The sequence below is a fragment of the Maribellus comscasis genome, from assembly GCF_009762775.1.
GTDB classification, from domain to species: domain Bacteria; phylum Bacteroidota; class Bacteroidia; order Bacteroidales; family Prolixibacteraceae; genus Draconibacterium; species Draconibacterium comscasis.
The window spans coordinates 4,725,131-4,750,368 of record NZ_CP046401.1; the positions used below are offsets into that span (position 1 = coordinate 4,725,131).

The window sequence follows — 25,238 nt, forward strand, 5'->3', positions numbered from 1 at the left end:
CTTATATTCAGATGATTGATTTGTTTCTTTTGAGGCTGTTGAATAAATATGATGTTAATTGATCGTATAAAAAGAAAGCAAGAAGTATTTATACAATTAATCAGCTTTTTATATGTTTTATTTAGACTGAATAAAAAAAGTTTTAAAAAATTGTTTGAAAAGAAAAATATTCATTTACATTTGCAATGTGATAAAAGTCATAAAAAAATGAAGCAGTATTCTTCTGAAATAAAATTGAATCCGATGGCATGTATGATGTGTATGTGTTGTCATATTCATTTTATGCGGAAGGAAATTAAAATTTGAGAGTATATAATTAGTTAAGATTTATTGCCCTTCTGCAAACAGCAGAGGGGCTTTTTGTTTTTACAGGGGTGAATGTTTAAACCTTAAAAATAACTGAGGTTGGAAGAAAATATAAAAATAAGTAGACTTTATCTTGAAAATTTATGGTTGTGAATAAGAATCGGAGCAGTGAAAAAATAAGGGAGAAAAAGAGCCGGAGCATTGTAAAAACTATTTCGTGGCGAACGATAGGAACTATTGATACCATAATAATTTCGTGGATAATTGTGGGAAATGTGAATTTTGCCATAACCATTGGCGGGGTTGAGTTGTTTACTAAAATGGCACTTTACTTTTTACACGAAAGAGCCTGGAATAAAAGCAACTTCGGCAGGGTTAAAGAAGTGCCCGTTGAATACGAAATTTAATAAATACAACAATGAAGAAGAATTTTCTGCCAATTTCCATCAATATTGAAGGGCAAAAAATTTTAATTGTCGGAGGCGGAGAAAGCGCCTTTAAAAAGTTAAAAATACTACAGCGTTTTGGAGCAGAGGTTGAGGTGTTAGCCATCGATGTTTCAGATGAAATAAAACAAAGCGGAATAAAGTATTTTGAAACTGCATACCAAAAAAAGTATTTGACAGGATATTTGATGTTGTATTCCTGTACCAATAATTATGAACTGGATAAACAGATTCTTTCAGATGGAGAAAAAATGGGGGTTTTGGTAAATATTCACGACAAACCTGAACTGTGCCAGTTTGTTTCGCCGGCCATATATAAAAATGGTAAAATGACGGTTGCTGTTGCTTCAAATGGCGAAGATGTATATGAGTCGATTCGGCTTCGAAATAAAATCAGTGAATTTCTAACAGATAATTTTCATAAAAACTAAAATGAGTTTAAAATCGAATCCATTAAGTGAAAAGCAGAAAATTGCTTTAAATGAATTGGTGAAAGATGTAACAGCCGAACAGATAATTTGGCTGAACGGTTTTTTAGACGGACGACTGGCCGGACTAAATGGAAACGGAAGTCCTGTTGAGGTAACATCAGTACTTACCGAGGCTGTAAAGGAAACTACAACAGTGGCAAATCTCACCATTCTGTTTGGTACCGAAACGGGAAATGCCGAAGAGGTAGCTCAAAAACTGGCTGAAAAAGCAAGTTTTAAAAATGTGGCTGTTAATGTGGTAGATATGTACGATTATGATCCTAAAAAATTAAAAGATGAAGAAAATGTTGCAATTATAGTTAGTACTCACGGCGAAGGAGAACCACCTGATATGGCGGAAGAGTTTCATAAATTTGTTACAGGGAAACGTCTTCCCAAGCTCGAAAACTTGAGCTTCTCTGTCCTGGCATTGGGCGATAAAACTTACCGAAACTTTTGCCAAACGGGTGAAGAGATTTATAATGCCTTAAAAAAGAATGGTGGCTTTCCTGCTACACCGCTGGCCAGGTGCGATGTTGATTACGAAGCCACTGCGGAAGTATGGATGAATAACCTGCTTATCAACTTAACACCTTCCGAAACAACAACAAAAGTTGAAACGGCAGTTGAAGAGACCACTGTTATTACTTCGCCTCCAACCACCAAAGTTCCGGTTTCAGAATTTTCTAAAAAGAATCCTTTTGGTGCAATGGTGCTCGATAAAGTTCGAATTACCGGTAATGGTTCCGACAAGGAAGTGTATCATCTTGAACTTTCGCTTGAAGAGTCAGGATTAATATACGAGCCTGGAGATTCTGTTGGTGTGTTTACTAAAAATCCACCGGAATTGGTTGACGATATTATTCAAAAATGCGGATTCGACCCGGAGAAAAACATTGCTTTTGGAGAAGAAGAGGTATCCTTGTTAAATGCACTCACCTACCATTACGAAATTACTGTAATGACATTTGATGCATTACAGAAATATTATGAGAGGACAAAAAATCCGGAACTCAAAATAATTCTGGAAGATGACAAAAAGCTTGACGAATATCTTTACGGATGCGACTTGCTTGACCTACTCGAAGATTTCCCGTTCGACTGGAACGTAAACAAACTGATTGAAATTTTGCGACCACTTCCTCCGCGTTTGTATTCCATTTCTTCAAGTATGGAAAGTGTTGGCGACGAGGTTCATATTACTGTTTCGGTCGTAAATTTTGAAAGGAAGAAACGGCAACGTTTTGGTGCCTGTTCATCCAATTTGGCTGATTTTATTGACCAGGATGATAAAATTCCGATTTATATAGAAAAAAATCCGGGTTTCAGATTGCCGGCTAACGGTGCCCGAATTATTATGGTTGGGGCGGGAACCGGAATCGCTCCTTACCGTGCATTTATGCAACAGCGTGAAAGTTTGGGAATGAAGGGAAATACTTGGTTGTTTTTTGGCGATCGCCGGTTTCAGTCCGATTTTTTGTACCAAACAGAATGGCAGAAGCTGTTGGAAAAGAAACTTCTGGAAAGAATGGATGTAGCTTTTTCACGCGATCAGGAAGAGAAAATTTATGTGCAGCATAAGTTAAAAGAGAATCGGAAGGAGATTTTTAACTGGATGGATAACGGGGCACATTTTTATCTCTGTGGAGACCGAAAAAATATGGCTAATGATGTAACAAGAACTTTCCTCGAAATAATTCGAACAGAAGGTGGTGTAAGTGAAGAACAAGCTGAAAAATATTTAAAACAATTAAAAAAAGAAAAACGGTTTCAAACCGATGTATATTAACAACTACTAATTATCCGGATTTACCTGAAAACTACTTTTTACTCTGAATGTCATTTTTTTTATTCGGGTAAATCACCGGAAGTTTTTTGATTTTATAACCTAAAGAGTTAATCATGAGTGAATCGATTAAATGGGAAGAATTATCTGAAGTTGAGAAAATAAAATTCGACAGTAATTATCTGCGGGGAACTTTGCTGGAAAGTCTGGCTGATCCAATTACTGGCGCAATACACGCAGATGATACGCAGGTATCCAAATTTCACGGCATTTATCAGCAAACCGATCGGGACACCGACAAAGAGCGAAAACAGCAAAAACTGGAGCCGTTGTATTCGTTTTTAATCCGCGTGCGTATGCCGGGAGGAACAGTTACTCCGCAGCAATGGTTGCAAATGGATGCCGTTTCCAACGAGTTTGCCAACGGAACATTAAAGCTAACAACCCGTCAAACGTTTCAGTTGCATGGTGTGTTTAAAAAGAATTTGAAAGGAACGATTCAGAAAATTAACGATCGTTTGCTGGATACCATCGCTGCATGTGGCGATGTAAACCGAAATGTAATGTGTCATGCAAATCCGGCCGAGTCTCCATTTTACCCGGAAATTATTGAACTGGCAAAAAAAGTAGGAGGGCATTTATTACCTCAAACGGGTGCTTACCACGAAATCTGGCTTGACAAGAAGTTGGTGGCCGACAGCAAGGAAGAAATTGAACCGCTTTACGGAGAGCGTTATTTGCCGCGTAAGTTTAAAATAGGAATCGTAATTCCGCCGCAAAACGACTGTGATGTTTTTTCGCAGGATTTGGGTTTTGTTGCCATCATCGAAAAAGAAAAAATTATGGGATACAACGTCGTTGTTGGCGGAGGATTGGGCTCTACTTTTGGAAAGCCTGAAACTTACCCCAGAGCAGGAAATGTGATTGGTTTCTGCAAACCGGAACAGGTAATCGATGTGGCGGAAAAAGTGATATTGGTACAACGCGATAATGGCGATCGCCAAAACCGGAAACAGGCACGTTTAAAATATACAATCGACAGGCTTGGCCTTGACTGGTTTGTTGATGAAGTGGAAAAACGGCTTGGTTTTTCGTTGGAGAAAGCAAAGGCCTTTAAATTTACACGCACCGGGGACAACTTCGGATGGAAAAAAGGTACCGACAATAAATGGCATCTTACTTATTTTGTGGAAGGTGGTCGTGTAAAAGACGACGGAACTCGCCTGCTAAAAACAGCTCTCCGTGAAGTCGCAAAAATCAGCGACGGGAATTTTATTCTTACCGGTAACCAGAATTTAATTATTGCCGGCGTTTCCGAAAAGGTACAAAAGAAGGTAAATACTATTTTTAATAAACACGATGTCTCTCCCAACGGAATTTCTGGCTTGCGGAAAAATTCGATCGCATGTGTGGCTTTGCCAACCTGCCCACTGGCATTTGCCGAGGCTGAGCGCTATTTGCCCACGCTGGTTTCAAAAATTGAAACGATTTTGGAAAAATATAACCTGTATAAAGAGGAAATTGTTATCCGAATGACTGGCTGCCCCAATGGCTGTGGCCGCCCATACCTGGCCGAAATTGGCTTGATTGGTAAATCGCCCGGTTACTATAACCTTTATCTTGGTGGAAGTTTTAACGGTTCCCGCCTCAATACCTTATACAAAGAAACGATTTCTGAAGAAGAGATTTTACAGGAATTGGAACCAATCATCAAAGATTATGCGGAATCGCGAAATAAGGGAGAGCATTTTGGCGATTTTATACTTCGAAAAAATTATGTAAAGGAAATAAAAGAAGGGAAGGAGTTCAGGCACTAAAGAATGAACTAGTTCAATTTTTATAAAAAGTTGAAAACGTAGTTGAATGTAATAGGATTATTTATTCAAAAAGAATTTTATGATAAAAAGAGTATCCATATTAGGTTGCGGGTGGTTAGGAACTGCTTTAGGGAGAAGATTGATGTCAAAAGGATATGTGGTTAAAGGTTCTGCTGCTACTTCTGAAAGTTATACCAAGCTTGAGTTTACAGGAATTCAAACCTATCATATTCGCGTTGAACCCGACTCGTTAACAGTTGATTACAATAGCTTTTTTAACACCGATGTTTTAATTTGTTGTATTCCGCCCCGACGAAACGAAAATGTAGCGGATATCTTTCCAAGACAAATAGCGCAAATAGCGCAGCAGGTTCAGAAGATGGAAATTTCAAAAGTAATTTTTATCTCTTCCACTTCGGTTTATGAATCGGGAAACAAAGTTGTGCGGGAAGGAGAGGAAGGAAATCCGGAGAAAGCAAGTGGCCAGGCTTTGTTAAAGGCAGAGGAGATTTTGCTAACTATTTCCGGGGTTCAGACAACTGTGGTTCGCTTTGGCGGATTAATTGGTGCCAATCGTAATCCGGCACGCTTTATGGCCGGTAAAAAAAATATTGCCGCCGGTTCGCCGGTAAATCTGATACACCGGGATGACTGCGTGAACATTCTTACTGAGATTATTGAAAAGGGAGTTTGGGGCGAAGTGTTTAATGCCTGTAGCCCGGAACATCCCACCAAGGAAGAGTTTTATACAAAAGCTGCCAAAATAAGTGAATTACCTCTGCCTGAGTTTTCAGAGAGAACAGAGAACTACAAAGTGATTAGCAGTGAAAAGTTGATAAACAGGCTGGACTATAAGTTTCAGTATCCCAGTCCAATGGATTATCTAAAAGAGCTGGAAGAATGGACATATCGCATTTGATATCGATCGTAGGTGCCGGCCCCGGCGATCCTGAATTACTGACTGTTAAAGCAGAGAGACGTATCAAAGAAGCTGACGTGGTTTTGTATGACGCGCTTATGGGCGGAGCGATACTCGATTTGGTAAAACCAGGTTGTGTGAAAAAGTTTGTAGGAAAACGACATAACGACGGACAAGACCAGAAAGTAAGGCAAACAGAGATCTGTAACGATTTAGTATTCTGGGCGCAAAAAAACAAAAAGATTGTACGTTTAAAAACCGGTGATCCAATGATTTTTGCCCGTGGAGCAGAGGAAATAAGGTTTTGTAAAGAAAACAATTTAAACTATGAAGTGATTCCGGGAATAACAGCCGCTACAGCAGGTGCATCAATATTTTCAATTCCCCTAACCGAGCGCCAGAAAAGTAACATGGTATTGTTTTATACCGCTTGCAGAAAAGAAGATCGCTTCTCGGATATTAATGTGGTTGCCGATGTAATTTGTTCGGGGTCGCCGGTGTTAATTTATATGGGATTGAGTTGTTTGCCCGAACTCGCTGAGAAATTGCAGGATTCTGGTGTGTCGTCATCTGTTCCGGTACAGGTATTGAGTAAAATCTCACAAAATACACAGAAGAGCTACACTACTAATTTAGGTGAAATTGAAACATTTATGGAAACCAATACTCCGGAAACCCCGTCGGTAGTTATCATTGGTAAATATGCGCTGGGGATTTAAAAAGCAGGAATAAAAATTCATAAAGAAACTTAAATATTAAAACCAATAACATAAGCTGTTGGGAAACCCCTGAATATTGTTTTATTTTTGGTGCCTGATAAAAAACTATGCTCAGGACTACCACTCTTCTGTTTCTTTTTTTAGAAGTCTGCTTTTCATTGACAGCGCAGAAGAGATTTGTTTTGAGCGGGAATATAAAGGATGCAGCTTCAGGTGAAGACTTGATTGGTGCAACCATTGTTGTGAAAAATTTGCAAAATACCGGTACCACTTCCAATGCTTATGGTTTTTATTCTCTTACCCTGGAAAAGGGACAATATCAGTTAAGTGTTCAGTTTGTTGGTTATGAAACCGAGGCTTTTAATCTTGTTTTGGATGAAAACAAGAGCCTGAATGTTGAAATGAAAGAAAGGAGTTTTGAGATTGGAAATATAACAGTTACCGGAGAGCGGGCAGACCGGAATATTTCTTCGGTAGATATGGGAAATATAAAAATGATTCCGGGCCGGATTGAGAGTATTCCGGTTATTTTTGGCGAACGCGACGTTTTTAAAACCATACAGTTAACTGCGGGCGTAAAACCTGCGGGCGAAGGAAGTTCCGGCTTTTACGTTCGCGGCGGAGGAATTGACCAGAACCTCATCTCGCTTGATGAGGCTCCGGTATACAACGCTTCGCACCTGATGGGCTTTTTCTCTGTGTTTAATTCAGAGTCGATAAAAGATGCCAACCTGATGAAAGGTTCAATACCGGTCGAGTTCGGCGGTCGCGCTTCATCGGTATTCGATATAAAAATGAAAGACGGAAATCAAAAAGAATACGGTGTTACCGGGAATGTGGGATTAATTTCATCGGGTCTAACCGTGGAAGGGCCGGTTATAAAAGATAAAAGTTCATTTGTTGTGAGTGGCCGCCGAACGTATGCCGATATGTTTTTGGTATTTTCAAACGACGAAGATGTAAATAATTCAACCCTCTATTTTTACGACTTAAACTTAAAAACCAATTATAAAATCAATAAAAACAACCGGATTTTTCTTTCCGGATATTTTGGACGTGATAAGTTTAAATTTGCGGAAGAATTTGGATTTGACTGGGGAAATAAAACCGGAACCTTTCGCTGGAATCACAATTTTAGCGAAAAATTGTTTTCAAATACATCCGTCATTTTTAGTAATTATTCATACAACATAAATATTCTTCGCGATTTGGATGTCGATATTCGTTCTGAAATCCAGGACTGGAATATTAAACAGGATTTTTCGTACTACGCGAATGTCAGGAATACGATAAAATATGGCGGTAATATGATATATCACAATATTCTTCCCGGTGAAATTTCTGTACCTCCGGGTTCTATCTACAGTCCGCTGGAAATAACACGAAGAAAGGCCATTGAATGGGCTGCTTATGTTTCTAATCAGCAGACCATTTCTGAAAAAATAAAATTGTATTACGGATTACGACTGGCATTATTTTCCAATATTGGTCCGGGCGAATTTTATGAATTTGATGATGATGGTGCGTTGGCGAATACGATTGAAAAAGAAGATTTTGAATTTGTAAAAACACAAGGAGGGCTGGAGCCAAGGCTGGGTTTAATTTATATGTTAGGTGCAGAGAGTTCGGTAAAAGCTTCTTACAACCGGATATATCAGTTTCTTCATTTGCTTTCCAATTCGACTACAGCTACTCCAACCGATTTGTGGTTGCCTAGCAGTAATAACGTAAAACCACAGATTTCAGATCAGTTTTCTCTTGGGTATTTCAGAAATTTTAAAAACAATGAATTTGAGTCCTCTCTGGAAATTTATTACAAGGATTTAAAAAACCAAATTGATTATAAAAACAGTGCGGATCTCATTTTTAACTCAACAGTTGAGGCTGAACTTGTATTTGGCAGGGGTTGGGCTTATGGAGCGGAGCTAACCGTGAAACGAAACTATGGACGAATAAATGGCTGGTTAAGCTACACCTGGTCGAAAACAATGCGGCAATTCGACGAAATAAATCAGGGAGATCCTTTTCCGGCCCGGCACGATCGCACCCATGACTTTTCAATTGTTGGAATGTATGATATCAACGACAGGCTTAAATTTTCAGCTACCTGGGTGTATTACACCGGTAATGCAGTTACATTCCCCAGTGGGCGTTATGAAATTGATGGCCAGATTGTGGAATATTACACAGAAAGGAACGGTTACCGGATGCCCGATTATCACCGGCTTGATATAGGACTGACATGGGTTCGGAAGAAAACCAGTAATTTTGAATCGAGTTGGAATTTTTCAATATATAATGCTTATGCCCGGGAAAATGCATATTACATCGATTTTAGAGAAAGTGAGACAAATCCCGGCGAAACAGAAGCGGTGCAATTTTCGTTGTTTAAAATTGTTCCTTCAGTAAGTTATAAATTCAAATTTTAACCAGTGAACAATGACAAAAATGAAACTCATATTTCCGGTTTTTATCTTGCTTTTCTGGGGCTGCGAAAAAAAAATTGATGTAGACCTTAATGAAACAAATCCTGTTATTGTTATAGAAGGAACATTATCAGACAACCCAAATATGGCGCGTGTTAAAATATCCAATACTACAAGTTACTTTAGTACAGAACCAGCTGAAATGTTTGCCGGAGCTACCGTGAAAATTGCCGATGAAGAGGGACGCCAGTTTGAACTTGCTGAAAATAACGGAGAGTATAAGAATGATTCTATTATCCCGAATGCAAATAGCCAGTACACACTTTCAGTTACCATTGGTGAAAATATCTATGAGTCGGTTTCAAAAATGCACAGAACTGTGTTTATCGATTCTATGGGAATGGTTTTAAATGAAGATTATTCTGTTTTGCAAAAAGGTTATAATGTCTATCTTTATTTTCATGACCCGCCAGGGGAGAACAATTATTATCGTCTGAAAATGTTTTTGAACGGAGAAGAGGAAGATGCGCCTGAAGACTTTATTGTTTTTGATGATAACAATACAAACGGAAAGTTTGTGGAACTACGTATTCGAAGAAAAATATATGAAATTGGTGATACTGTAAAGTATGAATTACAAACCCTGGATAAAGCGGCTTACGAATATTTTAGCGCTGTTTCCGAACTTATTGATGAGAATTCAGCAGTTTCAGCTTCGCCGGCCAATCCAAATCCAAATTTTTCCAACGGAGCACTGGGATATTTTTCCGCATACTCCTGTGATGAAAAAACAATAGTAATTCAGTCGAAAATTAAAAGTTTAAAATGATTCGTTTTTTTGTATTTAAAAATTTCCGTTATGAAAACTAACAAATATTGCTGTCGGATTTTTCCTGTGATTCTTGTAATTCTTTCCGCAATTATTGCTGCTGCCATCTGGTATTTTGAGGAAGGGAGACATTCGTTGGTATTTTTAACTGACAGAGGAGAGGTTTTTAATTTTCTCGGAACAGTTTTGTTTATAGCCATTATTCCTATCGGGATTTTTTACCTCGCTACAGAACGGGAGAAAATCAAAAATAAAGCAAAGGGATTGGCTTTTATTGGATTTTTGCCATCCCTTGCTTTTTTGGTTTATGTCTTAACTACCTAACGAAATGTGCAGGTTTTCGAGTTCCTGCCTGTTTAGTGTAGGAAGTTTTTTTGCATTAAGTTTTTCAATTACCAGCAATCCGGTGATCCGGGCATCCTTTTCCGACTGAAAAGACATGTTTTTCCGGATTACAGGGATAACATCCTGTTTGATAATCCTTTTTTTATTGTGGAAAATGGAATATCCCCAGCCACCGTCCCCCGTGGTAAAGGTTTGAACACTAAAACGTTCTTGCTTAAATCTTGCTGTTTCTGTTTTCTTTTCTTTTAAAGCGAATAAAACTACGAGTACAGCCAATATGCCTATGAGTATATAAACAGGTTTTTTAGTCATTGTCAACTTGTTCCACGGTTGGATCAAAACACCATAAATCATATAAATAATAACTTCCGCTTCTGCCGGTTACAACATATCCTTTTGAACCAATAGAAAAACCAACTGCTTCTGTACGCGACGCTCCCTCAAAACCAGTTCTCTCTTCCCATAAATCCATTTGAGGATCATATTCCCATACGTTACTCACGTTTGAACCGGTACTTCCACATGCCAGATAACCTTTCCCGTTTAAGGTGAATGCGGAACCGTTCATCCGGGCAATAGTCGTATAGTCATTGTCGTATTTTTTGTCATCGTCATAGTTTGAAATATGGCGCATTTCTGTCCAGTATCCTGTCGAAGGATCATAAGCCCAAACGTCGTCTTCGTAGGATGCGTTGTTGTATCCGGAAACAACAAATCCGATTTTATCTATTACAAAGGAAGAGGCATCGCGTCTTTTGGAACCACCTATACTGATTATACTTTTCCAGGTTTTGGAAGAAGTACTGTAGGTATAAAAATCTTTATAAAAAAGATCATCACCGCGACCCGTACCTACATATCCATTGTCTTCGATAGCAAAAGCAGTCGCACTGTATCTTGCTTCTCCCGGGAAATCTTCAATTTGGTTCCAGCTTTGTGTTGAAGGGTCATATTCGTAAAAGTCTTTTAATGCATCATCTCCGTCAAAACCGGTACCTATGTATCCTTTTCCATTGATGGCCATTCCAACAGCACCGTTTCTGGCCACACCGGGAAAATCGGAAAGTTGTGTCCAGTAATCGCCGTCCGGATCGTAAACCCAGAAGTCTTTTAACTGGTCTTCTCCGTCAAAACCTGTTCCCATATAAAATTTGGAATCAATTACAAAACCAACGGCCTCACTTCGGGCGGTTCCATCCAATCCTGATTTTTCCGACCAGTTTCCCATCAATTCATCGTCGTCATCATTGCCGCACGAGCTTAGACCCAAAGAAAGTACAAAAAGAAGTAAAATAAATAAATAATTAATTTTCATGACTGTTTTGTTAATATTTCATATTATCTATCCTAAAATATCAGGAATCCAATCACAAACGTATGCCTCTGAATAGTCAGAAAAAAGGAATTTAGACCATTGCTGAATATGTATAGATAAACTCCAGGAATTTGTCTCTAAAACCGATCTTTGCGGTTATTTTGGGGATTTTCAGGCGTTAATAAAGATTAAAACATCGACAAATAGTCGATTTATCTATATAAAACTCGGGTTGGTATATATTTCTTTTTCAGGTTCCTTTTCTTGCCTTCTTTTGGACTCAAATTAGAATCTTATATGAATAGAAATATATTTCCTCTTTTAATAATATTATACTTATTTATATCGTGTACCGACGAAAACGATTTGGATTTGGTTAGTATTGGTGATAATTTTATCTCTTCTCAAACACATGTTGTTATCGTTGATAGTTTTTCGCTTAAGTTATCTACATTTATAATTGACTCTATTCCTGCTAATTCGCCAGATAATCTGTTGGTTGGGAGATATAGTGACGCCCTGTTTGGCGAAGTGAGTTCAACTTCCTATTTCCAGGTTAATGCTCCGACTTACGCAGGAATTGACGATGATGCTATTTTTGACTCGCTTACCCTGGTTTTGGATTACGACGGTTTGTCATATGGAGATACAACAAAAGAAAGAACCATTTTTGTTCATGAAGTTTTGGAAGAAATTGAAGAAACCGATGATTCTTATATTTATAATACCTCAAAGTTTAAATTCAATGATGTACCGCTTGGCTCAATAAAATTTACTCCTGAACCCAACAAGGATGATTCTTTGGAAATCAGGCTTGACGATAACTGGGGAATGACCCTGATGCAAATGATGAAAGATAATGCAGATGAGATTTCTACAGCCGACGACTTTCTGGATTATTTTAAAGGAGTTGCCCTGGTTCCGGGAGATGAAGACGCATCGCTTTTGAGTTTTAAATCTACCGATTCGTTGATAAATATCGTACTATATACACATCTAAAAGGCCAAACACGCACTGAAACAAGTTATCGCTTGCCAATGTATTCTGCCGAGACTTGCTTTAATAACGTTGTGGCCGACAGGACAGAAACATTTATTGGAAACCTGACAACCCAGAAAGAGAATATTTCTTCTGCTCAAACCGATAACAAATCGTACATACAGGCCGGAACAGGAATTGTTACCCGACTCGATTTTACAGGCCTCGAAAAAATAATGGAGCTCGACACACGCAATGTATTGTACAAAGCCGAACTGATTCTCCGGCCGGCCCCCGACAGTGATGAACAAATTGATTTTCCGGAAGAGCTGATGCTGTATACAACCGATGAATACAACCGCTTGACAGCTGAAGTGCAGAATGATAATGATGAAACATTACTTGCCGATTTTTATTTTGACGATATGTACCGCGAAGATATTCATTATACATTCGATATCACAGATTTTATTATGGATGAACTGAGTGATTCGTATTTTAATCCTGAAAACGGATTAATAATAACATTTCCCAGTGAAACATTTCAGAGCACCGGCCAGCGCCTGGTAATTGATGCAAGAAGTGGTGACAATTACCGGCCAACCTTAAAGTTGTATTTCCTGATGTATGAATAGAAATTGAGCGTATTTAAAGCCGGAAACAGATAAACAAAGAACATGAAACACCTATTATTTACAATATTACTTTTTATATCGATTTATGTAGGAGGCCAGACCACTGTCTCTCCGTATTCCATTTTTGGCCCTGGCGAATTACAAAACAAAGGTTTTAGTCGGTCGAGTTCTATGGGAGGTTCAGGAATTGCACTTAAATCGGGCAACAACCTTAACAATATTAATCCGGCTTCTTATACCGGAATAGACAGTCTACGGTTGATTTTTGAATTTGGGGTTAAAGGTAAATATTACGATTTAAGTTCCTCCGGAGAATCAAATACCGGATATACCGGAAACTTTAATTATATGGCACTTGGGTGGCGTTATACAAACTGGTTTGCGGGCTCCATCGGTGTTGTTCCCTTTAGCAGCGTTGGATACTCTGTTTCAAAAACAAATTATGTTGAAGGAAAGAATGAACAGTTTATTTCGGAATATGTTGGCAGCGGGGGAATCAGCCAGGCGTATTTTGGGAATGCGATTAAAATCAATAAAAACCTGTCGATTGGAATAAATGCTTCATACCTTTTTGGTTCATTAACACAAGAAGAAAACTTAATTGCAACAGGAGTGGTTCCATCCTATCAGATTGTCCGTCAGGATTTTTTGAAAAGCTTTTATTTTGATTATGGAATACAGTATTCGTTTCCCGTGAGAAAATGGAACTACTCGTTGGGTGTAACATTCAGTAATCAACAAAATTTGAAATCGAGCCATTTCCTTAAAGTTTACGATGCAAGCTATAACCTGGTGGATTACGACGAATATGATAGCGATCATCTGAAAGTTCCAACCAAAATAGGAATAGGAATAGGTATTCAGAATTCTGACCGCCTGACTTTTCTGGCCGATTACAATTTTCAGAAATGGTCGGATGTAGAGTATCCGATTCAGTTAAATGAATTTAAAGATTCTCATCGTTTCTCGGTTGGGAGTGAGTTTCGTTTGTGGGAATATCGTATAACTAACAGAGGCTATAAAAACTGGATTTACAGATTAGGGCTCAACTATGAAACTTCGTACCTTAGTTTTGGGAGCAAAACGATTAGCAGTAAAGGTGTTTCATTTGGCGCAGGAGTACCTATTCCCGGAAGAATATCAAATGTAAACTGGGGTGTCGAAATCGGTTCAAACGGAACACTTTCCAATCAGTTGATAAAAGAGAATTATATATTGTTTCATCTTGGTTTTAGTTTGAATGAAATTGCCTTTTTAAAACGGAGGTATGATTAAAACCTGTTGAGGTTTTTTTCTATATTGTTGAGAGAATTGCAACTGGTCAAACAGAAGATTCCGGAAATTCAATATCTATCGTAAAGCATTGTGGTTGTATATAGGCAAGCAGTGTTCGGTAAATACCAACGTCAACGGATTTTATTTTTTGCTTCTGTTTTTTGTATTGTTAGCCAGGTATTTACTTTTTAAGTAATTGTGAACAACCCCTGCCAAAACAAATAGAATGATAGTATTTTATTCCATCCCGATAGGAGCACCTTGAGGTGGCATTTCGGTTTTTATCTCTTTGAATTTTTCAGGATTTGTATTAAATAGCTCTATTTGATGAACAGCATACGCATAATGTGCTTTGGTTTCCGAAAGCGATACCGAATTATTTTTTTGGCTGGCCAACGTTTTAAGATCCTGAATTTTTTGCCATGCCAGTGCTTTTACTTCCGGTGTGGCATTAGGGTTTAAGGCCAGTTGCATCAGGTTTGTGAGGAGCGCATTATTAGCTACTTTCTGCAGCTCACCATCTATCCCGTTTGTGAGGTAGGTTTCCCATGTAGCAGAAACCAGTTCGTCCAGTAATTTGGAAAAACCCGGCTGAGTGTTGTTCCTTGCATGATATTCGATTAAACGTTGTGCCCGTTGCGGGTTTAACAGTTCGCTAAAAACCATATTCGTTAATTTTCCGGCAGCGGCTAGAGGGTCAAAAGTTAATCCTGTGTTTGATTTTATATTTTCCGCAGAACTTCTGCCGTAGCCCATGGGCTTGGGAGGAATCATCCGGATTAATTTCTCCGGGATTTTCAGCTCGTTGGGCGAGATGGTTTGCAACAGAATCTGTAAGGCTCTCTCCTGGTCTTCCGGCGAAATCATTTCAGTTATCATTTGTCCGTCACCTTTTAAAGCGTAGCGGTAGTCTAATCCACCGATTATTTTTGCAGCTGCAGCAATTTGGTAACGATGGTAGTAATATACCGGAACAAGAACATCTTCAAGGGTGGCGTAAGGCGCTCCTTCCGGAATCGTGTTTTCGCCAAAGTTACTTAAAGCAATCCTTCGGATTACCATCATTCTTTCCAGTTCTTTGTATGGATTTTCGCCATTGTCCCACTGACTGGTGTATGGCTGGATTCCTCCTCCGGAAGTCCGATCGGAGAGAAAAGTTGTACCATTTTTTATATAATCCTGAATGATTTTATCAAGGCCTTCTTTTTCTTTTTTATCATCTAAAAATTCGCGGTAGCCATAGTTAATGGCAATTTTATCCCAGTCTCCGATTTTATCATCGTAAGCTTCCGAAAGGTCTATTTTCCCATTTTTGATTTTTACCAGCGGCTGCGGATAATCCATAACCGAAGCACGGTTTTCGCTGCTTGAACTGTAGGCGTGGGCCAGGCCAATGGTGTGTCCGACCTCGTGTGCTGAAAGCTGACGAATACGCGCCAGCGCCATTTCTTTGGCTTTTTCAATCTCCTTTGTGTCTTTTCCAAAAGGTGAAGTCAATCCCTGCGCAATCATAAAATCCTGGCGTATCCTGAGCGAGCCCAAAGAAACATGTCCTTTTAATATTTCACCGGTTCTGGGATCGCTTATTGTTGAGCCATAGGACCAGCCACGTGTTGAGCGGTGCACCCACTGAATGGTGTTGTAGCGTACATCCTGCATGTCGGCACCCTGGGGCATCTCTTTTACAATAAACGCATTTTTGAATCCGGCTTCTTCAAAAGCTTCGTTCCACCAGCTTGCGCCTTCAATAAGCGCCGATTTAATAGGTTCCGGAGTTCCCCTGTCAACATAATATATAATCGGCTCAACCGGTTCGCTTATCCGGGCATTTGGGTTTTTCTTTTCCAGCCGGTGCCGTTCAATAAAACGTTTAACAATTGGCTGATCGAAAGGAGTTGCGTAATCCTGGTATGTGGTCGAGAAATAACCAGCCCTTGGATCAAATGCCCTTGGTTTGTAATTGTCGTCCGGCAGTTCAATAAACGAATGGTGAATGTAAATACTTATCACATCTGAGCTTGGCGTAACGGTGCGTACAAATTTTCCCGATGGTTCTCCGGTAAATGTAATCAGTGCTTCAAATTCACTGTTTTTTGGGAAACTTTTTAGCCCGTCCCGGTATATTGCCGAACGCGATTTTTCAATTTTATAATTCCCTTCTTTGTTCCGTTGCAAGGTTGCAGAAACATTAGCCGCGTCCTGAAGGAAAAACTCGGTAGCATCAACATAAAATTTGCTGCTTTCTTCTTTTTCAATTTTGAATCCCCAAAGTACTGATATAGCAAATGCATCGTCAACGGCTTTTATTTCATCGTCGTTTTTACTCGAAGCCCGGTAGTCGTAGTTGGATTGTACAAGTAATAATTTATTTCCTGCTTTTACAAATTTTACCACTTTCGTTCCGGTAAGTTTTCCCCTGTCAAGGCCTAAGTCGTTTGAACCCACCCCCGAAGCAAGAGATGTCACATACAAAAACTCTGCATCAAGCTTATCAACTTCAAGTGTTACTTTATTTTCTTTTTCAGAATATGAAAAGTTAAAAAAACCGGTGAATTTTTCGGCAAAACCAACAAAAGGCAAAAGAGTAATAAGAAATAAAACTAAAGCAGGTACAATTTTTTTCATGAGAACAGATGTTTGTATTTGTTATAAATATCGAAAAATTTCATTTTTAATTCCGATTTTTTGAGTAAGTGCTACTCAAGCTAATGAAACATTAACAAATAATCATTTCAATTTGATTAAATTTCCCGGGTGTTCTTTAAAAAGTTTTTAATATCTGGTTCAATTTTGAGTTAAACGTGAAATCTGTGTGGTGGTTTACCATATTTTTTTCAAAAGACTGACATCAAAATGATTTGTTAATTTATTTTCAATCTATTGTGTAACAGGTCACCAAATCTTTAGCATTTCATTTTAAAATTTATCTTTGTCTGCTGGAAATTTTTTTTTATTAAAAACGACCATAAATCAAACTGAGTTTAACGATTCAATTTAAAGTATATTTATTATAAATCTAAACCGTAACAGCAGTTACATAAAATTATCAACTTATGAGTAATATTTTCTTATTAGTACCCGTTGCCTCAATTTTGGCGCTGGTATTTGCCTGGATTTTCTTCAAATCGTTGATGAAAAATTCAGAAGGTACTGATCGGATGAAAGAGATTGCACAATATGTTCGCGAAGGTGCAATGGCTTATCTGAAGAGACAGTATAAAGTTGTAATAATTGTTTTTGTCGTTCTGTTTATCCTGCTAACAATAATGGCGTATTTTGGTGTTCAAAATCCATTTGTACCCATCGCCTTTTTAACCGGAGGTTTCTTTTCCGGACTTTGCGGATTTTTGGGAATGAAAACAGCCACTTTTGCTTCGGCGAGAACAGCCCACGGTGCTTCACAATCGCTGAATAAAGGTTTGCAGGTAGCATTCCGTAGTGGAGCCGTAATGGGATTAGTTGTTGTAGGATTTGCCCTTCTTGATATTGCCGCATGGTATTTACTGTTGAGTAAAGTGATTTTTACTCCTGAACATATGGCTAACGGTTTGCATTTTCTTGGTCTCCAGTTTGTTCATGAGGGGACAACCGAAACACAAAAGCTGGTTGAAATTACAACTACGATGTTAACCTTTGGTATGGGGGCATCTACACAGGCATTGTTTGCACGTGTTGGCGGTGGTATTTATACTAAAGCGGCTGACGTTGGTGCCGACCTGGTTGGAAAAGTTGAAGCTGGTATCCCTGAAGATGACCCGCGCAACCCTGCAACCATTGCAGATAATGTTGGAGATAATGTTGGAGATGTTGCCGGTATGGGAGCCGACCTTTATGAAAGTTATGCCGGCTCGATCCTTGCAACTGCTGCATTAGGTGCTGCGCTTCCGGCGGTTGCTCTGGCAGGTACAGGAATTGATCCTATTAAAGCCGTAACAGCGCCAATGATTGTTGCTGCCATTGGTATTGTTTTGTCCATTATTGGTATTTTTATGGTTCGTACAAAAGAATCAGCAACACAAAAAACATTATTAAGAGCTTTGTTTATCGGAACTTTCGGTAGTTCTGTTCTTATACTTCTTGCCCTGGTTGGTTTGGCATTTATGGGATGGATTACCTGGGGCGTTTTCTGGGCTGTTGTTATTGGTTTGGCAGCCGGTGTAATTATTGGTCAGGCAACCGAATATTATACTTCCGATGAATATAAACCTACAAAAGGTATAGCACACCAGGCGCAACAAGGCCCTGCTACAACCATTATCGATGGTATTGCTGTTGGAATGAATTCTACATGGATACCAGTTGTAACTATTGTTCTGGGTATTATGGGAGCTTTCTGGGCTGCCGGTGGTGCTCAGCATTTTGCAATGGGAGTATACGGAATTGGGTTCGCTGCTGTAGGTATGCTTTCAACGTTAGGTATTACGCTGGCAACCGATGCTTTTGGACCGATTGCCGACAATGCTGGTGGAAATGCTGAAATGTCGGAATTACCTCCTGAAGTTCGTGAGAGAACGGATGCATTGGATATGTTAGGAAATACTACTGCTGCAACGGGTAAAGGTTTTGCAATCGGTTCTGCAGCACTTACTGCAATGGCGCTTATTTCGGCTTACATGGAAGAAGTAAGATTGTGGTTTGGTAAAATAGCCAAAGGTGGTGAAGGATTTGTTGCTAAAGGTCAGTATGTTTTTTATAATGATGTTGCTCCTGCAGTAGAAGAAGGTATAAAAGCTGTAAAAATTTCAGCTGCTTCTGTAAAAGATTTTTCAGCTGCTTACGATATTACATTGTTTAATCCGTTGTTCCTCGGTGGATTGTTCCTTGGTTCAATGATGGCATTCCTGTTTAGTGCAATGACTATGAAAGCTGTTGGACGTGCGGCCGGTGCGATGGTTGATGAAGTTCGTCGTCAGTTCCGCGAAATTAAAGGTATTTTGGAAGGTAAAGCCACACCTGAATATGCCAAATGTGTTGAAATTTCAACTAAAGGAGCTCAGAGAGAGATGTTGGTTCCTTCACTTGTCGCTATCATTGTTCCCGTAATTGTTGGTGCATCAATGGGAGTTGCCGGGGTAATTGGTCTTTTAGCCGGAGGTTTAACTGCTGGTTTTACGCTGGCTGTATTTATGAATAACGCTGGAGGTGCATGGGATAACGCTAAAAAATTCATTGAAAAAGGAAATTACGGCGGAAAGGGAAGCGAAGCTCATAAAGCAGGTGTTGTAGGTGATACCGTAGGTGATCCTTTCAAAGATACTTCTGGTCCTTCATTGAACATCCTTATTAAACTTATGACAATGGTTTCAGTTGTAATGGCTGGGTTAACCGTAACATTAAGTTTGCTGTAAGTTATTGATTGTAATGAAATTAATATAATTGAACCACTTGTATCGTTACAGGTGGTTTTTTTGTGCTTTTTAATCAAATAGTTCTCCGGGGCTCTGCCTCGGGGATAGTCAACTTTAAGGATTTTCTTTATTTTTAAAAATATTAGGATAAATTTAGAATTATTCTTGAACAAAATATTTCTAAATTTAGTTACTTATTGTGAACAGGAATAAAACATTAAAAATCAAATATTATGGCAGACTTATCAACAACCTACATGGGTATAAAATTAAAAAACCCATTAATTCTTGGAGCTTGCAATCTGGTTAACAAGCCTGAAACAATCAAACAAATTGAAGATGCCGGAATTGGGGCAATCGTTTATCGTTCGTTGTTTGAGGAGCAAATTCAACTTGAAAATCTTCAGATGGATGAAGAACTTAATGAGTATAACGAACGTAACGCTGAAATGACTGATTTGTTTCCGACACTGGAACATGCCGGCCCTAAGGAGCATTTATATAATCTTGAAAAATTAAAGAAGAGTGTAAATGTTCCGGTTTTTGCAAGTTTAAATGCAATTTATGAACCTACGTGGGTTGAATATGCCAAAGAATTGGAGAAAACAGGTGTTGATGGTTTGGAGATTAATTTGTATGCTACTCCGGGGTATTTCGAAGTGACCGGGAAATCTATCGAGGATAAACAGATTCAGATTGTAAAAGCAGTAAAAAAAGCAGTTAGCATTCCCGTAAGTGTGAAAATAAGTATGTTTTATTCCAATCCGCTTAATTTTATTAAAAAGGTTGATGAAGCTGGTGCAGATGCCTATGTTTTATTTAACCGTTTTTTCCAGCCTGAGATTGATGCGGAAAAGGAAGAATATTACTATCCGTGGGAGTTGAGTAATCCCAAAGATCATATGGTTAGTTTGCGTTATGCGGGGTTGCTTTACGGAAATCTGGAAGGAAGTATTTGTGCCAGCCGGGGTATTTACAGTGCACAGGATGTAATTAAAATGATACTCGCCGGCGCAGATGCTGTGCAAATGGTGAGTACGATATATAAAAACCAGCCTTCAGTTGTTTCTGATATCCTGATTGAGTTGAACAAGTGGATGGAAGAAAAAGAATACAAATCATTGGACGATTTCAGAGGAAAACTTTCGCGGAAAAATATGAAAGACCCGTTTGCATATCAGAGAGCACAGTATGTTGATATTCTTATGAAATCAGATTCGATATTTAAAAAATATCCGATGGTGTAGTTTTGGGGAATAACTAATTTATTATACAAAAAAGCAGGAAGCATATAGTTTCCTGCTTTTTTGGTTTTTGTTTGATAGGAGAAATTCATTAGTTGTATTTTTTTTGAGAAAATTATTATGATATAGTTATAGAAATCAATAAGTAAGGCGGAGTATTTGTTTTGAAAAGAGGCAAAAAGGTATTATATTACATAGTGTTAGGTATAATCATAAACCATTAAATCATTTTCTTATGGAACCATTTATAGGTCAAATAATGCTATTCGGAGGAAATTTCGCTCCAAGAGGATGGGCACTTTGTGATGGACAATTGCTTTCAATTGTACAAAACCAGGCCTTATTTTCAATTATAGGTACTTCATATGGAGGAGACGGCCGAACAACTTTTGGACTGCCTGATTTAAGAGGACGTGTTCCAATGCATCCGGGCAACGGTCCGGGATTAACACCCAGAAGACTGGGAGAAAAATCCGGAGAAGAAAATATTCTGTTAAATATAAGTCAAATTCCCGCACATAATCATAGTGCAACCGGAACTATTCAGGCAAAAAACGGACAAGCGGATGCGTCCAATCCGGGAGGCACCGTAGCTGCTACGTTAAATAAAAATACAGAAGGATATGCCCAAAAAGCTAATACAACTATGAAGGCTGGAGCTGTTGATGTGACTGTTAATAATTCCGGAGGGGGTCTACCTCACAACAATGTTCAGCCTTATCAGTGTATAAATTATATTATCGCGCTGCAGGGGATCTATCCTTCGCGGGGTTAAGAAAACATTACAGTTGAAATATTTGAAGATTGTGTTGACAGCTGTCTCGCAGCATTTGGTGATTTTTTTTAGAAAATATTCCAGGTGCAAATGTGTTTGAAGCCGGTGTGAAACAAGTTAATTATTAATTTGAGTTCCGGAGTTTACGAAGAAAGCTTATAGGTAAGCGTTATCATGTTTTTCTTAGGGAGTAGTACAGAGTTTCCGTGCGAAATGTTTTAGGTATGCCGGATGAGGACGGTAAATGTATTTGCCACCCATCAATAACGATTAGCTGTCAGTTGTTAGGAAATGGTGTTTGACAAAATAATGGATAACTCCAATAATAATAAGTGTCTTTTGGAGGCCCTTATTTTTATTTTGTAACAATTTATTACAAGAGGTTAATTTTTTATTACAAAAAACGTATTTTCTTGACTAAAATCAAGTTGAATATAAGAATATTCGGCAAAAGTTTAATTCCTTTGTACTTCTTTGAATATTATTCCCTAAAATGTCGTAAATATGAAATATGGAATGCTTGATACAAATCACAAAATTCTATTAAAAAGGTTTTTAGCAATATTATCCCCATTGAGGGTATAGTTTGTTGACTAACACCTTGAAAATGTAAATTATTGTCCTTTATATTTGATTTGACAGAGTCCTTCAAGTGGATAACTATGTGTGTAAACTTAGGATGAACTAAAGATAAGTGTCGAATGGTTTTTGATTTATTAATTAACAGCTTAAAAAATCCGAAAAGCTTCAATTATATGCAAAGGGAGCAAGAAAAGATCGTTCACTATTTAACTAAATTGAAGTTAAACCTTCCCAATGATATTCTTGCAAAGATTAAAAAAGAAAAATACCAGAAGGCGACATATTTGGTTAAAGCGGGTCAACCCGTGTCTAAGATATGGTTTTTGGAATCAGGTATAGCACATCTTTTTTATCAAAAAGGGAGTCAAAAAGTTACTGAAGCCTTTGCGTTTCCTAATGAAATATTCAGCGTCTATACAAGTTTGATTAGAAAAAGTCCGTCTATATTATCCATCCAGCTACTTACAAATTCGGTAGTATGGTCTATGGAATGGGATTATTTTCAACAGATAAGCAAAAGTGTTCCCGTAGCAATTGATATTGAACGTTTGTTGATAGCTTGCTGGATATATAATTCTTTGGAACGTTCGCTAAATCGTTTTTTTACAGTGGAAGAACAATATTTATTCCTGATAAAGCGCCAGCCTAAATTAATTGAACAGATTCCATCAGTTTATATTGCAAATTACCTAGGAACAACACCTGAAACTATTAGCAGGGTCAGAGCAAAAATAAAAGAAGGAGTGGATTTACCTGATGTTTCACCTTTTGAATACATTTTTATCAAAAGAAAAAAATAGGTTCAGGTAATAATGTAATTTTTTTTGGTCTCAATTTCATTTAATGACTTATGTCAATTTTAAGATAGTGGAAATAAGACAAAAACTCTTTTTCTTTGTAAGAAGATAATGTATCTTATTTATAAAATGTAATTTTCAGCACATACAAACCCGTTTTTTTCAATAGAAAATTGTGTCGAAGATTAATGGACGTAAATAACAAATTATTTAACGATAATACGATTTAAGGTTTGAGCTGTATTCTGTATTGATTGTTTATTTACAATAACAGATGAAGGAATAGTAAAATTATCGCTCACGGATTTTATATGTAAAATAAGAGAGTTGATATTCTTTGTTTTTTGTAAAAGAGCATGATAACAATTACAGTAAATTTAATGAGTCATGAAAAAGATTAAAATACTTTATGTTGACGACGACCCTGCACATATTTTGTTAATGTGCAGAGTATTGCTGGAAAGTAATTTTGAATTGGTACCTGCCTGTTCTGCCAAAGATGCAATTTCAATTTTAAACAACTCCCCTGAGCTAAAAATAGTAATTAGCGATTGGGTTATGCCAGAGATGGACGGATTGGAGCTGGTTCAGTATGTAAATGAATCGTATCCGGACAAAATCTGCTATATGCTGTCTGGTAGTAACAGAACAGACAAAGTGAAGAATCTTGAAGAAAAGGGATTTATAAGGAAATATTTTCCAAAGCCTGTCAATAAAGAGATATTGATGAAGGAGATGGACAACATAAGCAGTTTGCTGAATTTGAATTAATTATTGAATATTTTGGAGGTAAAAGAGTGTAAATTTATTATGTGACGCAAAGATTGATGTTTTTACAAACCTCTGGACTACACCGGGAGTTTTAAGCTCCCGGTGTTTCCTCTTTTCGGTTTTAATTTACATCATCTCCACTCTAAAAGAAAATTTTAAGATATATGTAAATATGAAATAAGTGACAAACCCAGAGTTAATAAATAATACCGTCCGTCCTTTCAGGTTTGCAAACAATGGGTGAAATCCCAGCCCATGAAACAGGATGCCGGCTGAAGTATAATCATCTTCAAATGTATTCATTACATACCATCACCGTTAGAAGGCCGGCTCCTGTTGTTTGCAACAATTTGAGACAAACACCAAATTTTTTGTTGTTACAAATATTCTGAATATTGAATAGGTTTTTTTGTAGCTGTTATTACTCATAATCTTCTAAAGGAAGAAGTATAGTCCTAGGCCTTTTAAGTAAAGTGTAATTAATAATTCGGTTTACAAAACATTGCTTTTCAGCATTAAAAATCTGTAGTTTTGTTCTGTTTGTTTTTACTTTGTACTATAACAAATTGATAATATCTTTCAAGATATATATGAAATGAAGATGATGATTACAAACCTTATTTTTAGAGAGTTTAGAAATTACGAAACCTTTTAAAGGTACTGGACGCAAAACTTTAGAGGTCTAAAAACTATGAAAAAACTATTCCGAAACTCAGGGATAGTTTTTTTTCTGTTTTTTTTTAGATGAATATTTATTCGACTTTTTCCGTTTTTTTATTTTTTTGGAAATAGCCCCAACAACATCAGAAGGAGAAAACTTTAAAATTTTCAACGATGTCGCTTCCGAACGCATTACATTATTTTCACGATTGACCATGTCCTGCATCATCTCTTTTTCAGTGAGATTATCGGTGGGAGTGGGGTTAGGATTCCATCCCATTGATTCTATATTTTTCTTTGCATTTTGCATATCATCCTGGGGATTGGAAAAAACGTCAACCTCAATTATATTAACTGTGTCCAAAGCAATCTGGATAACCGGATTAACCATTAAATCAAAAACCTTTATTCTTAGAGAAAGGTAAGACACATGTGAAAGCATTAGTGAATCGCCGGGGAGTACCCACATGTCAAATATTCCGTTCTGACGGCTAACGGCTTTGTCGAGGTTGCGGTAATTTAAAATGTAAACATCTGCTACCGGGTTTGAATCTCCATCAATTATCCGGCCTTGAATATGAAATTCTTTTTCCTGTGAGAGTGCAAAAGAGCAAGTGAGAACAAAAAGTAGCAGAGTTAGCAGTTTCATGACTTTTGTTTTGTTCCGCTAATTTCTGAAAAACTCTCCTTAAATTGCCTGAAAAAAAGGTAAATGATGTTAACTGTCGGTTTCCATGTCAATTCAAAGCTTTCTTCGCTTAAAAGTACGCTAATTCGATACTATGGCAGAAGCC

At 37.9% G+C, this 25,238-nt stretch carries 20 protein-coding genes; 16 read left to right on the top strand and 4 right to left on the bottom strand.

Annotation, left to right across the window (positions count from 1 at the left end):
- Positions 1 to 455: 455 nt before the first annotated feature.
- From GM418_RS18830 to GM418_RS18870, 9 genes are all read left to right on the top strand, one after another.
- Positions 456 to 713, top strand: coding sequence for a DUF2061 domain-containing protein (locus GM418_RS18830; RefSeq protein ID WP_217447523.1), 258 nt, complete (start codon positions 456 to 458; stop codon positions 711 to 713).
- A gap of 11 nt (positions 714 to 724) precedes the next feature.
- Entirely contained in the window at positions 725 to 1,183 is a 459-nt protein-coding gene (locus GM418_RS18835) for a precorrin-2 dehydrogenase/sirohydrochlorin ferrochelatase family protein (RefSeq protein ID WP_158868791.1), read from the top strand.
- A gap of 1 nt (position 1,184) precedes the next feature.
- Positions 1,185 to 3,011, top strand: coding sequence for an assimilatory sulfite reductase (NADPH) flavoprotein subunit (locus GM418_RS18840; protein ID WP_158868792.1), 1,827 nt, complete (start codon positions 1,185 to 1,187; stop codon positions 3,009 to 3,011).
- Positions 3,012 to 3,124: 113 nt separating this feature from the next.
- On the top strand, positions 3,125 to 4,825 hold the full coding sequence (cysI, locus tag GM418_RS18845; RefSeq protein ID WP_158868793.1) for an assimilatory sulfite reductase (NADPH) hemoprotein subunit: 1,701 nt from the start codon (positions 3,125 to 3,127) through the stop codon (positions 4,823 to 4,825).
- A gap of 79 nt (positions 4,826 to 4,904) precedes the next feature.
- Positions 4,905 to 5,744, top strand: a complete 840-nt coding sequence (locus tag GM418_RS18850; protein ID WP_158868794.1) for a Rossmann-fold NAD(P)-binding domain-containing protein — start codon at positions 4,905 to 4,907, stop codon at positions 5,742 to 5,744.
- Entirely contained in the window at positions 5,726 to 6,463 is a 738-nt protein-coding gene (gene cobA / locus GM418_RS18855; protein ID WP_158868795.1) for a uroporphyrinogen-III C-methyltransferase, read from the top strand. The genes GM418_RS18850 and cobA overlap by 19 nt, the downstream gene beginning before the upstream one ends.
- A gap of 182 nt (positions 6,464 to 6,645) precedes the next feature.
- The gene (locus GM418_RS18860; RefSeq protein ID WP_217447524.1) at positions 6,646 to 8,892 is read left to right on the top strand and encodes a TonB-dependent receptor; all 2,247 of its coding nucleotides are present in this window, start codon (positions 6,646 to 6,648) and stop codon (positions 8,890 to 8,892) included.
- Positions 8,893 to 8,911: 19 nt separating this feature from the next.
- A complete protein-coding gene (locus tag GM418_RS18865; RefSeq protein WP_158868797.1) occupies positions 8,912 to 9,718 on the top strand; it encodes a DUF4249 domain-containing protein in 807 nt (268 codons plus the stop codon).
- A gap of 30 nt (positions 9,719 to 9,748) precedes the next feature.
- Entirely contained in the window at positions 9,749 to 10,042 is a 294-nt protein-coding gene (locus GM418_RS18870) for a hypothetical protein (protein WP_158868798.1), read from the top strand.
- On the opposite strand, the gene GM418_RS18875 is transcribed toward GM418_RS18870, so the two are convergent.
- Positions 10,031 to 10,375 (bottom strand): DUF4907 domain-containing protein, encoded by a 345-nt coding sequence (locus GM418_RS18875; protein ID WP_158868799.1) that lies wholly within the window; start codon positions 10,373 to 10,375, stop codon positions 10,031 to 10,033. The two genes, GM418_RS18870 and GM418_RS18875, sit on opposite strands and share 12 nt — an antisense overlap.
- Positions 10,368 to 11,378: a Kelch repeat-containing protein gene (locus GM418_RS18880; protein ID WP_158868800.1), complete on the bottom strand. Its 1,011-nt coding sequence runs from the start codon at positions 11,376 to 11,378 to the stop codon at positions 10,368 to 10,370. The genes GM418_RS18875 and GM418_RS18880 overlap by 8 nt, the downstream gene beginning before the upstream one ends.
- A 297-nt stretch (positions 11,379 to 11,675) precedes the next feature.
- On the opposite strand from GM418_RS18880, the gene GM418_RS18885 reads away from it, so the two are divergent.
- Both GM418_RS18885 and bamG read left to right on the top strand, forming a co-directional pair.
- On the top strand, positions 11,676 to 12,992 hold the full coding sequence (locus GM418_RS18885; protein WP_158868801.1) for a DUF4270 family protein: 1,317 nt from the start codon (positions 11,676 to 11,678) through the stop codon (positions 12,990 to 12,992).
- Positions 12,993 to 13,034: 42 nt separating this feature from the next.
- On the top strand, positions 13,035 to 14,267 hold the full coding sequence (gene bamG / locus GM418_RS18890) for a BamG family beta-barrel-assembly machinery protein (RefSeq protein WP_158868802.1): 1,233 nt from the start codon (positions 13,035 to 13,037) through the stop codon (positions 14,265 to 14,267).
- 237 nt (positions 14,268 to 14,504) lie between these two features.
- Here bamG and GM418_RS18895 read toward each other — a convergent pair whose 3' ends face one another.
- Positions 14,505 to 16,892, bottom strand: coding sequence for a zinc-dependent metalloprotease (locus GM418_RS18895; RefSeq protein ID WP_158868803.1), 2,388 nt, complete (start codon positions 16,890 to 16,892; stop codon positions 14,505 to 14,507).
- 428 nt (positions 16,893 to 17,320) lie between these two features.
- Here GM418_RS18895 and GM418_RS18900 point away from each other — a divergent pair, with 428 nt between their 5' ends.
- The 5 genes from GM418_RS18900 to GM418_RS18920 all read left to right on the top strand — a co-directional run bounded on the left by GM418_RS18900 (position 17,321) and on the right by GM418_RS18920 (position 23,784).
- A complete protein-coding gene (locus tag GM418_RS18900; RefSeq protein ID WP_158868804.1) occupies positions 17,321 to 19,615 on the top strand; it encodes a sodium-translocating pyrophosphatase in 2,295 nt (764 codons plus the stop codon).
- 233 nt (positions 19,616 to 19,848) lie between these two features.
- Entirely contained in the window at positions 19,849 to 20,862 is a 1,014-nt protein-coding gene (locus tag GM418_RS18905; protein WP_158868805.1) for a dihydroorotate dehydrogenase-like protein, read from the top strand.
- A 232-nt stretch (positions 20,863 to 21,094) separates the two neighbouring features.
- Positions 21,095 to 21,634: a phage tail protein gene (locus GM418_RS18910; RefSeq protein ID WP_158868806.1), complete on the top strand. Its 540-nt coding sequence runs from the start codon at positions 21,095 to 21,097 to the stop codon at positions 21,632 to 21,634.
- A gap of 701 nt (positions 21,635 to 22,335) precedes the next feature.
- On the top strand, positions 22,336 to 23,016 hold the full coding sequence (locus tag GM418_RS18915; RefSeq protein ID WP_158868807.1) for a Crp/Fnr family transcriptional regulator: 681 nt from the start codon (positions 22,336 to 22,338) through the stop codon (positions 23,014 to 23,016).
- A gap of 384 nt (positions 23,017 to 23,400) precedes the next feature.
- On the top strand, positions 23,401 to 23,784 hold the full coding sequence (locus GM418_RS18920; RefSeq protein WP_158868808.1) for a response regulator: 384 nt from the start codon (positions 23,401 to 23,403) through the stop codon (positions 23,782 to 23,784).
- A 712-nt stretch (positions 23,785 to 24,496) separates the two neighbouring features.
- Here the strand turns inward: GM418_RS18920 and GM418_RS18925 are convergent.
- On the bottom strand, positions 24,497 to 25,093 hold the full coding sequence (locus tag GM418_RS18925; RefSeq protein WP_158868809.1) for a hypothetical protein: 597 nt from the start codon (positions 25,091 to 25,093) through the stop codon (positions 24,497 to 24,499).
- Between the last annotated feature and the right edge of the window lie 145 nt (positions 25,094 to 25,238).